This is a genomic window from Streptomyces sp. NPDC054783 (assembly GCF_053611725.1).
This window is the reverse complement of sequence record NZ_JBSHAY010000019.1, coordinates 1-14,086: the sequence shown is the minus strand read 5'-3', so window position 1 is coordinate 14,086 and position 14,086 is coordinate 1. Positions and strand designations below refer to the sequence as shown.

Annotated in this window: 15 protein-coding genes; 11 read left to right on the top strand and 4 right to left on the bottom strand. The window is 69.9% G+C overall.

Annotated features, from left to right (window positions below; genetic code table 11):
• The first annotated feature begins 53 nt into the window (after window positions 1–53).
• On the top strand, window positions 54–1,547 hold the full coding sequence (eccD, locus tag ACWGJ5_RS28695; RefSeq protein ID WP_453312552.1) for a type VII secretion integral membrane protein EccD: 1,494 nt from the start codon (window positions 54–56) through the stop codon (window positions 1,545–1,547).
• A 302-nt stretch (window positions 1,548–1,849) separates the two neighbouring features.
• On the opposite strand, the gene ACWGJ5_RS28690 is transcribed toward eccD, so the two are convergent.
• A complete protein-coding gene (locus tag ACWGJ5_RS28690; RefSeq protein WP_453312551.1) occupies window positions 1,850–2,287 on the bottom strand; it encodes a hypothetical protein in 438 nt (145 codons plus the stop codon).
• Here ACWGJ5_RS28690 and ACWGJ5_RS28685 point away from each other — a divergent pair.
• Window positions 2,286–2,498: a hypothetical protein gene (locus ACWGJ5_RS28685; protein WP_453312550.1), complete on the top strand. Its 213-nt coding sequence runs from the start codon at window positions 2,286–2,288 to the stop codon at window positions 2,496–2,498. The genes ACWGJ5_RS28690 and ACWGJ5_RS28685 overlap by 2 nt on opposite strands.
• Before the next feature lie 65 nt (window positions 2,499–2,563).
• Here the strand turns inward: ACWGJ5_RS28685 and ACWGJ5_RS28680 are convergent, their stop codons facing one another.
• Window positions 2,564–2,893, bottom strand: coding sequence for a DUF397 domain-containing protein (locus ACWGJ5_RS28680; protein WP_453312549.1), 330 nt, complete (start codon window positions 2,891–2,893; stop codon window positions 2,564–2,566).
• A 221-nt stretch (window positions 2,894–3,114) separates the two neighbouring features.
• Here ACWGJ5_RS28680 and ACWGJ5_RS28675 point away from each other — a divergent pair, with 221 nt between their 5' ends.
• The 6 genes from ACWGJ5_RS28675 (at window position 3,115) to ACWGJ5_RS28650 (ending at window position 9,030) form a co-directional block, all read left to right on the top strand.
• Entirely contained in the window at window positions 3,115–3,378 is a 264-nt protein-coding gene (locus ACWGJ5_RS28675) for a hypothetical protein (protein ID WP_453312548.1), read from the top strand.
• 181 nt (window positions 3,379–3,559) lie between these two features.
• Window positions 3,560–3,847, top strand: a complete 288-nt coding sequence (rpsO, locus tag ACWGJ5_RS28670) for a 30S ribosomal protein S15 (RefSeq protein ID WP_228623116.1) — start codon at window positions 3,560–3,562, stop codon at window positions 3,845–3,847.
• A gap of 335 nt (window positions 3,848–4,182) precedes the next feature.
• Window positions 4,183–6,402 carry a polyribonucleotide nucleotidyltransferase gene (locus ACWGJ5_RS28665; protein WP_453312547.1) on the top strand — a complete coding sequence of 740 codons (2,220 nt, stop codon included), beginning with the start codon at window positions 4,183–4,185 and terminating at the stop codon, window positions 6,400–6,402.
• Complete coding sequence (locus ACWGJ5_RS28660) at window positions 6,399–7,778, top strand: M16 family metallopeptidase (protein ID WP_453312546.1); 1,380 nt, start codon at window positions 6,399–6,401, stop codon at window positions 7,776–7,778. The genes ACWGJ5_RS28665 and ACWGJ5_RS28660 overlap by 4 nt, the downstream gene beginning before the upstream one ends.
• Before the next feature lie 33 nt (window positions 7,779–7,811).
• On the top strand, window positions 7,812–8,564 hold the full coding sequence (dapB, locus tag ACWGJ5_RS28655; RefSeq protein WP_453312545.1) for a 4-hydroxy-tetrahydrodipicolinate reductase: 753 nt from the start codon (window positions 7,812–7,814) through the stop codon (window positions 8,562–8,564).
• 13 nt (window positions 8,565–8,577) lie between these two features.
• Window positions 8,578–9,030 carry a hypothetical protein gene (locus tag ACWGJ5_RS28650; RefSeq protein ID WP_453312544.1) on the top strand — a complete coding sequence of 151 codons (453 nt, stop codon included), beginning with the start codon at window positions 8,578–8,580 and terminating at the stop codon, window positions 9,028–9,030.
• A 138-nt stretch (window positions 9,031–9,168) separates the two neighbouring features.
• Here ACWGJ5_RS28650 and ACWGJ5_RS28645 read toward each other — a convergent pair whose 3' ends face one another.
• Both ACWGJ5_RS28645 and ACWGJ5_RS28640 read right to left on the bottom strand, forming a co-directional pair.
• On the bottom strand, window positions 9,169–9,729 hold the full coding sequence (locus ACWGJ5_RS28645; RefSeq protein ID WP_453312543.1) for a hypothetical protein: 561 nt from the start codon (window positions 9,727–9,729) through the stop codon (window positions 9,169–9,171).
• A 90-nt stretch (window positions 9,730–9,819) separates the two neighbouring features.
• Window positions 9,820–10,056 (bottom strand): hypothetical protein, encoded by a 237-nt coding sequence (locus ACWGJ5_RS28640; RefSeq protein WP_453312542.1) that lies wholly within the window; start codon window positions 10,054–10,056, stop codon window positions 9,820–9,822.
• A 166-nt stretch (window positions 10,057–10,222) separates the two neighbouring features.
• Here ACWGJ5_RS28640 and thyX point away from each other — a divergent pair, with 166 nt between their 5' ends.
• From thyX to ACWGJ5_RS28625, 3 genes are all read left to right on the top strand, one after another.
• Entirely contained in the window at window positions 10,223–10,972 is a 750-nt protein-coding gene (thyX, locus tag ACWGJ5_RS28635) for an FAD-dependent thymidylate synthase (protein WP_453312541.1), read from the top strand.
• Window positions 10,973–11,211: 239 nt separating this feature from the next.
• Window positions 11,212–12,111 carry a 4-hydroxy-tetrahydrodipicolinate synthase gene (gene dapA, locus ACWGJ5_RS28630; protein WP_228623124.1) on the top strand — a complete coding sequence of 300 codons (900 nt, stop codon included), beginning with the start codon at window positions 11,212–11,214 and terminating at the stop codon, window positions 12,109–12,111.
• Window positions 12,112–12,277: 166 nt separating this feature from the next.
• Complete coding sequence (locus ACWGJ5_RS28625; RefSeq protein WP_453312540.1) at window positions 12,278–13,963, top strand: ribonuclease J; 1,686 nt, start codon at window positions 12,278–12,280, stop codon at window positions 13,961–13,963.
• Window positions 13,964–14,086: the final 123 nt, after the last annotated feature.

Sequence of the window (14,086 nt, the reverse complement as noted above, 5' to 3'; positions counted from 1 at the left end):
ACGCAGGATTCTCACATCACGGGCGCAGAACCATCACTGAGGGGGAGCACAAGGTGAGCACGACAGCCACGGGCACAGCGGTGCCCGGCTCGGGGGCGGGGTCGGGGCTCGGTTTCTGCCGGGTCACGATCGTCGCGCCCGACAGCCGGATCGACGTGGCGCTGCCCGACGACATCCCGGTCGCCGACATCTACCCGGAGATCCTCCGGCTCTCCCGGCAGCGCCCCGCCGAGGGTGCGCCGGTCGGCTACCACCTCGTACGCAGGGACGGCACCGTTCTCGACAGCGCACGCTCCTTTGCCGCACAACGGATTCTCGACGGTGAACTGCTGACGCTGCGCCCCTTCTCCGAGTCATTGCCGCCCGCCGTCTTCGACGACGTCTCCGAGGCGGTCGCCTCGGCAGTGACCCGGCACCGCACTCTGTGGAGCGGCGACCTCACGCGCGCCGCGGGACTCGCGGGCGCGGGCGTGCTGTCAACCCTGCTCGCCTTCGCCGCCTGGAACGCCGATCCCCGGCACGACATGCACAGCCTGCCCGGGATACTCGCGGGCGTCGCCGGAGTGCTCCTCGTGGTCTTCGCCGCCGTACGGGGCCGGGTCTACGACGACCGGGGCTCGGCGACCGCCCTGGGTCTCGGCGCTCTGCCCAACGTCGGCGTGGCCGGATCGGGACTCCTCTCTCTCGCCCACGGCCAGGGCATCGGCAAACTGCAGCTCCTGCTCGCCTGCGCAGCGGTCCTGCTCGCCTCGGTCATCCTGACGCTGTGCACACCGGGCGGGGACGCCCCGTTCGTCGCCTTCGTCGTCGCGTCCGCGATCGGCCTGATCACCCTCTTCGCGGCGATCCTCGTGCACTGGACACCGAAGGAGATCGCCGCCCTGTGCGCGCCGGTCGCGGTGGCCGGTCTGGCCTTCCTGCCGGGCCTGTCCATGCGCTTCGCCCGGCTGCCCATCGGCTTCGACCCGCCGAACTCGGCGCAGAGCAACGTCTACGGCACGGAGACAGCCGTGCAGGAACCGGTCGACATGAGGCGGATCGAGGCCCAGGCCCGCCGTGGCCACGGGATCCTGGTCGGTCTCGTCGGCGGCTGTGCGCTCACCGCGCTCGCCTCCTGCGCGGTGCTCGGATTCTCCGACGACGTCTGGGCCCAACTGCTCGCCTGCGCGACGGCCGTGGCGCTGCTCATGCGCGCCCAGCTCTTCCGCTACACCGGCCAGGTCGCCCCGCTGCTGGCGGCCGGACTCGGCTCACTCGTCCTGCTCGGTCTGGGCCTGGCACTCAACCCGCCGCACTCCGTACTGCGCGAGGCACTCACCGGAGACCGCTCCGGCCTCGACATCCGTGTGACCTGGCTCGCCGCGGCCATCGCAGCCGGGGCGGCCCTCGTGGCAGCCCTGGGCCTCATCGTCCCGCGCCGGGGCCTCGGCCCCTTCTGGGGCCGCTTCCTGGAGATCATCGAAGGCTTCGTGCTCCTGACACTGGTGCCCCTTGCGCTCGCCGTGTTCGACGTGTACGCGACGGCCCGCGCGATGACCAGTAAGTGACCCGGGCCGACCTCGTCGGCCTCCCGGCCCCGTCAGCGGCGGCGAAGAAAAGGACTCAGCAGCGTGAGCTTCGGCCCACCCCCGTCCACGTACACCCAGTCCGCGCCGGCGGCCGACTGGTCGCGGAACGGACGCCGTTGACGCATACTCGGCGCGGTCGCCGCGGTGGTGGCCGCCGTCGTGTGCCTCGGCGCGGGTCTGTTCTGGTACCACTCGGCCGACCGGACGAAGGGGCGGACCGACGCCAAGGCGGTCCAGCAGGCCCCGGTCGCCCTGCGCGAGACCGTGGAGGAGACCCCGTCTCACCGGAGAGCCAGGTCGTCGTCCCGCACAACGAAGGCGGCCTCACCGGGAACCAGCAGCGGTTCGCGCCCGCCACTTGGGCCACGGACAAGATCGTCGCGCGGACCCTCGCCGACCGCATCGAGGGCTACAGGACCGAGCCCGATCCCGGCCGGGACGCGAAGGCATGGACCCTCCGACTCGGCGGCCACGTCCGCGCCGTCGGCCGCGACGTCGCCGCCGACGGCCGGACCGCCGTCGTTGTCGGGACCGGGCGCACGGACGACCCCCAGTACGGTGTCTGTGACGAGGTGGTCATGGTCGACCTCGGCACCGGCAAGAAGCTCTGGCAGGAGAAGATGCCGGTGGCCGACGCCGCCGCCATCATCACCAACATCTCCCTGCCCCGGGGCGTCGTGTCCATCGCCTGGGGGCCAGGGATCGGTGGCGTACGACATGGACAGCGGCAAGCGGCTGTGGAAGACGCTCGGCACGTCACAGTGCCGCGACTCGGCCCATGCCGGTGGCGGGGCCCTGCCGGCCCTCGTCAAGCGCGGCGACTCCAGCGCCCCCACCTGCCGGGCGGAGAAGCCCGAGCCGGGCACCGGCAAGCCGAAGGACCCGGTGCTCTCGGTGATCGGAGTGGGCACCGCCGGGCTGAAGCACTGAAAGACGGCTGAAGCACTGAAAGACGAAGGGCGGCACGCGTGCGTGCCGCCCTTTCTCGCGTTCCGCTACTGCCCCGCGAGCCCCCCATTGCGCTCCGACGGCTCCAGGTCGAACTCCCCGTCCCGCGCCCCCAGTACGAACGCCCGCCACTCCGCCTCGGTGTAGCGCAGCACGGTGCCGTGGTCGAGGGAGGAGCGCATCGCCACCGCCCCGCCGGGCAGGTACGCGATCTCGACCCGTTCCTCGTGCTCCTCCGTGCCCGGAGCGCTGTGCCACTCCGCGTCGGAGATGTCGAGCGCGTACAACTCGTCCCGTTCCCGCTCCTTGCGTGCCTTGACGTCTTCCTGCGATTCCGGCGCCGGGGTCCCGGCGCTCGTACCCTGTGTCTCGGCCATGGTGAAGCGGCCCCCTTCGGCTCACGGACAGCGTTGCGTTGTCACCCTACTGGGAGGCCACGCACGCGTACGGTGAAACGGCCTGGTCAACGCCTGGAGGAGGGGCCGGTCCGACACGCGGGGTGGACGGGCCGCCGTCTTGTGCCCAGGGAGCGGAGGTTGCGTCACAGGCAGGCAACGGTCGTGCTCATGCCATGCAATGCTCACTTAAGGTCCCGGCCATGAGCATGCCTGTCACCGCCCCATGGTCCCCCTCGTCCGCCGACGTACGTGCCCTGGGCCGCGGCCGGGGCGGCGGCCATCACGGCAGCTATCACGGCAGCTATCACGGCAGCTATCACGGCAGCTATCACGGCAGCTATCACGGTGGCCACCACCACTACGGGAGCCACGGATCCGGCGGCGGCTTCGTGTGGACAATGGTCATCGTCCTGGTCGTCGTGATCGTGGCCGTCCTGGTCTGGAACGCCCGACGCGACCGGTGACACGGACGGCCGAACCGTGCTGGTACCCTGAGTGACGGCCGTTTGTGTACGCACCCCCGGAGCCCTACGAAAAGGCCCTGGAGGCCGCGCCCAGCGGATCCCGCCGCCCGAGTAACGGAAGCTCCCCCGAGACGTAGACCGGGGGCACTCGGTGGCACTCAACAGACTATGAGGAGTACGCGTGTCGCTCGACGCCGCAGTGAAGAAGCAGATCATCGCCGAGTTCGGTACCAAGGAGGGTGACACCGGCTCCCCCGAGGTCCAGGTCGCTCTGCTCTCCCGTCGGATCTCCGACCTGACGGAGCACCTCAAGACCCACAAGCACGACCACCACTCCCGTCGTGGCCTGCTGATCCTCGTCGGTCAGCGCCGTCGCCTGCTGCAGTACCTGGCGAAGAAGGACATCCAGCGCTTCCGTACGCTGGTCGACCGCCTCGGCATCCGCCGCGGTGCGGCCGGCGCCAAGTAAGACGCCGTGAAGGGAGCGGTTCCCGGCAGGACCCGGGGACCGCTCCCTTCGTCGTACGTGGGAGGTCTTCCTCGCACGGGCGGAAACGTGCGGAGTGTCACTCACGCTTTGTAGTGTGGTAGCACAACGCAGTACGCACGACACAGCACGACAACGAACGACGAGAAGCGCACCTCGCCGCCGCCGGTCCTCGGTAGTGGCCCCCGGGGGGAAGCGAGCCCCGGGTGCTTCGATCGAAGACCGGCCCGCACCAGACGGCGCGCTTCTCCACCACCGTCCCCCTGCCACACGGGCAGCCAAGGGACGAAAGACGATATGTAACGGAGAAAACGCTAGTGGAGAACGAGACCCACTACGCCGAGGCCGTCATCGACAATGGCGCCTTCGGCACCCGCACGATCCGCTTCGAGACGGGCCGTCTGGCCAAGCAGGCCGCCGGCTCCGCCGTGGCGTACCTGGACGACGACACCATGGTGCTGTCGGCCACCACCGCCTCCAAGAACCCCAAGGACCAACTCGACTTCTTCCCGCTGACGGTGGACGTCGAGGAGCGCATGTACGCGGCCGGGAAGATCCCCGGTTCCTTCTTCCGCCGTGAGGGCCGCCCCTCCGAGGACGCGATCCTCACCTGCCGGCTGATCGACCGCCCGCTGCGCCCGTCCTTCAGGAAGGGCCTGCGCAACGAGATCCAGGTCGTCTGCACGGTCATGGCGCTCAACCCCGACCACCTGTACGACGTCGTGGCGATCAACGCCGCGTCCGCGTCCACGCAGCTGGCCGGTCTGCCCTTCTCCGGCCCGATCGGCGGCGTCCGCGTCGCGCTGATCCGCGGCCAGTGGGTCGCGTTCCCGACGCACACCGAGCTCGAGGACGCCGTCTTCGACATGGTGGTCGCGGGCCGTGTCCTGGAGGACGGCGACGTCGCGATCATGATGGTCGAGGCCGAGGCGACCGACGGCACCATCAAGCTCGTCGAGGGTGGCGCCGAGGCGCCGACCGAGGAGGTCGTCGCCTCCGGTCTGGAGGCCGCCAAGCCCTTCATCAAGGTCCTGTGCCGCGCCCAGTCGGACCTCGCCGCCAAGGCCGCCAAGCCGACCGGCGAGTTCCCGATCTTCCTGGACTACCAGGACGACGTCCTGGAGGCCCTGACCGCCGCGGTCAAGCCCGAGCTCGCCCAGGCGCTCACCATCGCCGGTAAGCAGGAGCGCGAGGCCGAGCTGGACCGCGTCAAGGGGCTCGCCGCCGAGAAGCTCCTGCCGGAGTTCGAGGGCCGCGAGAAGGAGATCTCCGCCGCGTACCGCTCGCTGACCAAGACTCTGGTCCGTGAGCGCGTCATCAAGGAGAAGAAGCGCATCGACGGCCGCGGTGTCACCGACATCCGCACACTGGCCGCCGAGGTCGAGGCCATCCCGCGGGTGCACGGTTCCGCGCTGTTCGAGCGTGGCGAGACCCAGATCCTGGGCGTCACCACCCTCAACATGCTCCGCATGGAGCAGCAGCTGGACACCCTCTCCCCGGTGACCCGCAAGCGCTACATGCACAACTACAACTTCCCGCCGTACTCCACCGGTGAGACCGGCCGCGTCGGCTCCCCCAAGCGCCGCGAGATCGGCCACGGCGCCCTCGCCGAGCGCGCGCTGGTGCCGGTGCTGCCCACGCGCGAGGAGTTCCCGTACGCGATCCGCCAGGTGTCCGAGGCCCTCGGCTCCAACGGCTCGACGTCCATGGGCTCGGTCTGCGCCTCCACCATGTCGCTGCTGAACGCCGGTGTGCCGCTGAAGGCCCCGGTCGCCGGTATCGCCATGGGTCTGATCTCCCAGGAGATCGACGGCGAGACGCACTACGTCACCCTCACCGACATCCTCGGTGCGGAGGACGCCTTCGGCGACATGGACTTCAAGGTCGCCGGCACGAAGGAGTTCGTGACCGCCCTCCAGCTCGACACCAAGCTGGACGGCATCCCGGCCTCCGTCCTGGCCGCGGCCCTCAAGCAGGCCCGCGACGCCCGCCTGCACATCCTCGACGTGATGATGGAGGCCATCGACCGGCCCGACGAGATGAGCCCGCACGCCCCGCGGATCATCACCGTCAAGATCCCGGTCGACAAGATCGGCGAGGTCATCGGCCCCAAGGGCAAGATGATCAACCAGATCCAGGAGGACACGGGCGCCGAGATCACCATCGAGGACGACGGCACGATCTACATCGGTGCCGCCGACGGCCCCTCCGCCGAGGCCGCCCGCGCCACGATCAACGGCATCGCCAACCCGACGATGCCCGAGGTCGGCGAGCGCTACCTCGGTACGGTCGTTAAGACGACCACCTTCGGTGCGTTCGTCTCCCTGCTGCCCGGCAAGGACGGTCTGCTGCACATCTCGCAGATCCGCAAGCTGGCCGGCGGCAAGCGTGTGGAGAACGTCGAGGACGTCCTCGGTGTGGGCCAGAAGGTCCAGGTCGAGATCGCCGAGATCGACTCCCGCGGCAAGCTCTCCCTCGTTCCCGTGATCGAGGGCGAGGAAGGCTCCGACGAGAACAAGGACGACGCCGAGCAGTGACGTCCCGTAGCTCCAAGGTGACGGCCCGCCCCTCTTCGGAGGCGCGGGCCGTCGCCCGTACCCAAACCCTCATCAAGGGCCAGAACGGCATCGGCACGGTCCGCAAGACCACCCTCCCGGGCGGCCTGCGCATCGTCACCGAGACCCTGCCCTCGGTCCGCTCCGCCACCTTCGGCATCTGGGCGCACGTCGGCTCCCGCGACGAGACGGCGGCCCTGAACGGCGCCACGCACTACCTCGAGCACCTGCTCTTCAAGGGCACGCAGAAGCGCAGCGCGCTGGACATCTCCTCCGCCATCGACGCCGTCGGCGGCGAGATGAACGCGTTCACGGCCAAGGAGTACACGTGCTACTACGCGCGCGTGCTCGACACCGACCTGCCGCTCGCCATCGACGTGGTCTGCGACATGCTGACCGGCTCGCTCATCCTCGAGGAGGACGTCGACGTCGAGCGCGGCGCGATCCTGGAAGAGATCGCCATGACCGAGGACGACCCGGGCGACTGTGTGCACGACCTGTTCGCGCACACCATGTTCGGCGACAACGCCCTCGGCCGCCCGGTCCTCGGCTCGGTCGACACGGTCAACGCCCTCACCGCCGACCGCATCCGCCGCTTCTACAAGAAGCACTACGACCCCACCCACCTGGTGGTCGCCTGCGCCGGCAACATCGACCACAACAAGGTCGTACGACAGGTCCGCGCGGCCTTCGAGAAGGCCGGCGCCTTCAAGAACCTGGACGCACGGCCGGTCGGCCCCCGCGACGGCAGCCGTACGATCCGCACCTCCGGCAAGGTCGAGCTGCTCGGCCGCAAGACCGAGCAGGCGCACGTCGTCCTCGGCATGCCCGGCCTCGCCCGCGCCGACGACCGCCGGTGGGCCATGGGCGTGCTCAACACCGCCCTCGGCGGCGGCATGTCCTCCCGCCTCTTCCAGGAGGTCCGGGAGAAGCGCGGCCTGGCCTACAGCGTGTACTCGTACACATCCGGCTTCGCCGACTGCGGCCTGTTCGGCGTGTACGCCGGCTGCCGGCCGAGCCAGGTGCACGACGTGCTGAAGCTCTGCCGCGACGAACTCGACCACGTCGCCGTCAACGGCCTGACCGACGACGAGATCGCCCGCGCCATCGGCCAGCTCCAGGGCTCCACCGTCCTCGGCCTGGAGGACACCGGCGCGCTGATGAACCGCATCGGCAAGAGCGAGCTGTGCTGGGGTGAGCAGATGTCCGTCGACGACATGCTGGACCGGATAGCGGCGGTCACCCCGGACGAGGTCCGCTCGGTCGCCCGCGACATCCTGGGACAGCGCCCGTCGCTGTCGGTCATCGGCCCGCTCAAGGACAAGCAGGCCGCGCGGCTGCACGACGCCGTCGCCTAATCACCTCCCGGTCACCCCCTAAGGAAGCAACAGATGAGCAAGCTGCGCGTGGCGGTCCTCGGTGCCAGGGGCCGGATCGGCTCCGAGGCGGTCAGGGCGGTCGAGGCCGCCGAGGACATGGAGCTGGTCGCCGCCCTCGGCCGGGGCGACAAGCTCCAGACCCTGGCGGAGACCGGCGCCCAGGTCGCCGTGGAGCTGACCACCCCCGACTCCGTCATGGACAACCTCGACTTCTGCGTGCACCACGGCATCCACGCGGTCGTCGGCACGACCGGCTGGACCGAGGAGCGCCTCGCGCAGCTGACGGGCTGGCTCGCGGAGTCCCCGGAGACCGGTGTGCTCATCGCGCCGAACTTCTCCATCGGCGCCGTCCTGACGATGAAGTTCGCGCAGATCGCCGCGCCGTACTTCGAGTCGGTCGAGGTCGTCGAGCTGCACCACCCGAAGAAGGTGGATGCGCCGAGCGGTACGGCCACGCGCACGGCGCAGCTCATCGCCGAGGCCCGCCGGGCGGCCGGTACTGCCCCGGCGCCGGACGCCACGGTGACGGCCCTGGACGGCGCGCGGGGCGCCAGCGTCGAGGGGATCCCGGTCCATGCCGTCCGCCTGCGCGGCCTCCTGGCCCACCAGGAGGTGCTGCTCGGCGGCGAGGGCGAGACCCTCACCATCCGTCACGACTCCCTCCACCACAGCAGCTTCATGCCGGGCATCCTGCTCGGCGCCCGCCGCGTGGTGACCACTCCAGGCCTCACATTCGGCCTGGAGCACTTCCTGGACCTGAGCTGAGACAGACCCCCCGATGCGCGCGAAGATCACCTACCTCGTCACGGCCGCCGTCCTGGTCTTCTACTTCGTCCTGGTCGGCAGCCGCGGCGTCATGCTCATAGAGTCCGGTACCGCCATCACCGTCACCTTCGGGGTCGCGGTGCTGATCCTGCCGGTCATCGGCCTGTGGTTCCTGTGGAAGAACACCCAGTTCGTCCGCAGGGCCAACGCCCTCGCCGCCGAGCTCGACGCCGAGGGCGGACTGCCGGTCGACGAGCTGAAACGCCTGCCCAGCGGCCGGATCGACCGCGACTCGGCCGACGAGGTCTTCGCCAAGCGCAAGGCCGAGACCGAGACGTCCCCCGACGACTGGCGCTGCTGGTTCCGGCTCGCCGTCGCCTACCACGACGCCCGCGACACCCCGCGCGCCCGCAAGGCGATGCAGAGGGCCATCGCCCTGCACGACGGCAAGCCGGTCGAGGCCTGACGCGTCCCTACGGGGCGCTCTCGCCGGCGTAGCCTGCGGGCAGTCGTGCCGCTGGGGCGGCACGGGGGCGCAGGCAGCACCTCGCAGCGAGCAGCGCCCGACTCCACCCCCGGCCGCACCAGGACAGGGCGCCGTCGGTCAGCCGCGCCCGCCCCCGTACTCCGCCGCCCACGCCTCCACCGTGTCCGCCGCCCGGTCGAACGCGGCCGGGCGGCCCAGGAAGTCCAGGGTGTGCGTGGTCAGCAGCGGGGGCGTGTCCTCGGCCGGCCGGTCCCTGCGTACGAGCGCCAGCGCCTGCCCCTGCACCGTCCGCGGCAGCCCCAGCCAGCGCACCGGCCGCTGCACCGTCCGCACCGAGAGCACCCGCGCCCACGGCACCGTACGCGTCACCAGGAAGCCGACGTGGCGCAGCCCGCGCCCGCTCACCCACACGCCCATGCGCAGCAGCCGCAGGGCACCGGTGATGATCACGAGCCCCGCGATGAGGATCGCGCCGGCGGAGGACACCGAGCCGGTCAGGGCGATGAGCACCGCGGAGAACAGCACGAAGGAGGCGAGCAGCAGCACCAGCGCCGCCAGAGCCACACGCCAGGGGCCGGGACGGTAGGGGCGCCGCCAGCGCTCCCGGTCGTCGTACGGCAGCGCGCTCTCGGATGCGGCCTCGAACGTGCGGTCGGCCGTCAGGAAGGACAGGGGCACGGCTGGTCCTCATTCGCATGCGTGCGTGGGCTGTGCCCGGTGAGGTTATCCGCCGGTGTTCGCGCCCACCACCCTGGGCGGCCGGAAGAGTCAGTGCCCCTGCGAGGCCTGGGACTGCTGCGTCGGCGTGCTCGACGGCGTGGACATCGCCGGCATACCGACGATCAGGCCCCCCGCCAGCCCGGCGACGAGGGTGAGCCCCAGCAGCCAGCGCCCGGCTGTCTCGCCGAAGGAGGCCCGCGGACGGGGCGGGGGAGTGACATTGCTGCGGAACCTGTCCGCCTCGGCCAGGAAGGCGAAGGGTACGGGCTCGCGCCGACGGAACATCGCGGTACGTCTCCTTTCGGGTCGAACGAGTGGGCTTCACCGGTACAGACGCTCGAGTGCTGCAAAAGGTGCCCATGTCGGAAAAAATCCCTGGCGGGATTTTGAGGCCGGGTACCGCCGTGGCCCGGGCGGGTGCCCCGTAAGGTGGGCGCGAACCACAGCTGTGATGGGAAGGACCCCAGACCCCGTGACCACCCCCGAGTCGCTCACGTTCCGCAGTGACGTCACCGTCGAGCTGGTGAAGTCCAGTGCTTCGGACGCCGACGTCCTCTTCGCCGCGCGGGTCTCCACCGCCGGCGAGCAGTCCCTGGACGAGCTGAAGAAGGACCCCGAGCGCTCCAAGGGACTGATCAACTTCCTGATGCGCGACCGGCACGGCAGCCCGTTCGAGCACAACTCGATGACGTTCTTCGTCAGTGCCCCGATCTTCGTCTTCCGCGAGTTCATGCGGCACCGCGTCGGCTGGTCCTACAACGAGGAGTCCGGTCGCTACCGGGAGCTCCAGCCGGTCTTCTACGTCCCCGGCGCTGACCGCAAGCTCGTGCAGGAGGGCCGCCCCGGCAAGTACGTCTTCGTCGAGGGCACCCCGACCCAGCACGAGGCGGTCACCAGCACTCTGCGGGAGTCGTACGAGCAGGCGTACGCGGCCTACCAGAAGATGCTCGCCGAGGGCGTCGCCCGCGAGGTCGCCCGCGCGGCCCTCCCCGTCGGCCTCTACTCCTCGATGTACGCCACCTGCAACGCCCGCTCCCTGATGCACTTCCTCGGCCTGCGCACCCAGCACGAGCTGGCCAAGGTGCCGTCCTTCCCGCAGCGGGAGATCGAGATGGTCGGCGAGAAGATGGAGGCGGAGTGGGCCAAGCTCATGCCGCTGACGTACGCCGCCTTCAACGCGAACGGGCGCGTGGCGCCGTAAGAGGCTCGTGGCCCCGTAAAAAGGCCTACGAAGCCCTGTTCCCCCATCAGGAACGGATGTACGGATCAGCCTCGCGAAGTGTCCGTATTGCGGCATTTGGAGAAGTTCATCTAGCCTGATCAAACGGACCCGGCACTGCTTGAACCCCCGAGCAGGCAGTGCCGGGCTCCGCATTTGTCCTGACTTTCCCGACCCCCCGAGGGCAGACCGCACAGGGAGCACCGAGTAGCGTGTTACCCATGGCTCCGACCTCGACTCCGCAGACCCCCTTCGGGCGGGTCCTCACCGCCATGGTCACGCCCTTCACGGCGGACGGCGCACTCGACCTCGACGGCGCGCAGCGGCTCGCCGCCCACCTGGTGGACGCAGGCAACGACGGCCTGATCATCAACGGCACCACCGGCGAGTCCCCCACCACCAGTGACGCGGAGAAATCGGACCTCGTACGAGCCGTCCTGGAGGCCGTCGGCGACCGCGCCCACGTCGTCGCCGGCGTCGGCACGAACGACACCCACCACAGCATCGAGCTGGCCCGCGAGGCCGAGCGCATCGGCGCCCACGGCCTTCTCGTCGTCACGCCGTACTACAACAAGCCCCCACAGGAGGGCCTGTACCGGCACTTCACGGCCGTCGCCGACACCACCGGCCTGCCGGTCATGCTCTACGACATCCCCGGCCGCAGCGGCGTCCCGATCAACAGCGAGACCCTCGTCCGGCTCGCCGAGCACCCGCGTATCGTCGCCAACAAGGACGCCAAGGGCGACCTCGGCCGCGCCAGCTGGGCCATCGCCCAGTCCGGCCTGGCCTGGTACTCCGGCGACGACATGCTGAACCTCCCGCTGCTCTCCGTGGGCGCGGTCGGCTTCGTCTCGGTCGTCGGCCACCTGGTCACCCCCGACCTGCGCGCCCTGGTCGACGCGTACGTCTCCGGTGACGTCGTCAAGGCCACCGAGATCCACCAGAAGCTGCTCCCGGTCTACACCGGCATGTTCCGCACCCAGGGCGTCATGACCACCAAGGCCGCGCTCGCCCTCCAGGGACTGCCCGCAGGCCCGCTGCGCTCGCCCATGGTCGAGTGCTCGCCCGAGGAGATCGCCCAGCTCAAGATCGATCTTGCCGCCGGCGGGGTACAGCTCTGACAACAGACTTGGCAGCACACGGGCTTCACAACTGAAGAGCAACTGAAGAACAACAGAAGAGGCGGGCCACCGGTGCCCGCACCCCACAACGACAACTGCTTCTGCACGAACGTCTCACGCGCCACGTGCCCGACCGGTACGTGGCGCGTGTGGTGAGGAGAGTCTTTTGAGTCATCCGCATCCCGAACTCGGCCCGCCCCCGCCCCTTCCCGGGGGCGGCCTGCGGGTCACCCCGCTCGGCGGTCTCGGCGAGATCGGCCGAAACATGACGGTCTTCGAGTACGGCGGCCGCCTGCTGATCGTCGACTGCGGAGTGCTCTTTCCCGAGGAGGAGCAGCCCGGAATCGACCTGATCCTGCCGGACTTCTCGTCCATCCGGGACCGTCTCGACGACATCGAGGGCATCGTCCTCACGCACGGCCACGAGGACCACATCGGCGGTGTCCCGTTCCTGCTCCGCGAGAAGCCGGACATCCCGTTGATCGGCTCCAAGCTGACCCTCGCCCTGATCGAGGCCAAGCTCCAGGAGCACCGGATCCGCCCGTACACCCTCGAGGTGGCAGAGGGGCAGCGCGAGCGCATCGGCCCCTTCGACTGCGAGTTCATCGCCGTCAACCACTCCATCCCGGACGCGCTGGCCGTCGCCATCCGCACCCCCGCCGGTATGGCGGTGCACACCGGCGACTTCAAGATGGACCAGCTCCCGCTGGACAACCGCCTCACCGACGTGCACGCCTTCGCCCGGCTGAGCGAGGAGGGCATCGACCTCCTGCTCACCGACTCCACGAACGCCGAGGTCCCGGGCTTCACGCCGCACGAGCGGGACATCTCCAACGTGCTGCGGCAGGTCTTCGCCGGTGCCCGCAAGCGGATCATCGTCGCCAGCTTCGCCAGCCACGTCCACCGCATCCAGCAGATCCTGGACGCGGCCCACGAGTACGGCCGCCGGGTCGCCTTCGTCGGCCGCTCCATGGTCCGCAACATGGGCATCGCCAGGGATCTGGGGTACTTGAAGATGCCCCCGGGGCTGGTCGTGGACGTGAAGACGCTGGACGACCTGCCCGACCACGAGGTGGTCCTCGTCTGCACGGGCTCCCAGGGCGAACCGATGGCGGCGCTGTCGAGGATGGCGAACAGGGATCACCAGATCCGGATCGTCGACGGCGACACCGTCATCCTGGCGTCCTCGCTCATCCCCGGAAACGAGAACGCCGTCTACCGGGTGATCAACGGCCTGACCCGCTGGGGCGCCAACGTCGTCCACAAGGGCAACGCCAAGGTGCATGTTTCCGGCCACGCGTCCGCGGGCGAGCTGCTGTACTTCTACAACATCTGCCGCCCGAAGAACCTCATGCCGGTCCACGGGGAGTGGCGCCACCTGCGCGCCAACGCCGAGCTGGGCGCGCTGACGGGCGTCCCGCACGACCGGATCGTCATCGCCGAGGACGGTGTCGTGGTCGACCTGGTCGAGGGCAAGGCCAAGATCTCCGGCAAGGTCCAGGCGGGTTACGTCTACGTCGACGGCCTCTCCGTCGGCGACGTCGGCGAGCCGGCCCTCAAGGACCGCAAGATCCTCGGTGACGAGGGCATCATCTCGGTCTTCGTGGTCGTGGACTCGTCCACCGGCAAGATCACCGGCGGCCCGCACGTCCAGGCGCGCGGCTCCGGCATCGAGGACGCGGCCTTCGCCGACGTCATCCCGAAGATCACGGAAGTGCTGGAGCGGTCCGCCCAGGACGGCGTCGTGGAGCCGCACCAGCTCCAGCAACTCATCCGGCGCACTCTCGGCAAGTGGGTCTCGGACACCTATCGCCGCAGGCCGATGATCCTGCCTGTGGTCGTGGAGGTCTGACGGTCCGTCGGAGCATCACCCGAGCGGGGGGGGGGGGCCGGTTTTGGGGGGGGCCCCCCCCGCGCCGGTTTTGGTCGCCCCCCCCCCCGCCCCCCCCCACACCCCCCCGCGGCCCGCCGGCCC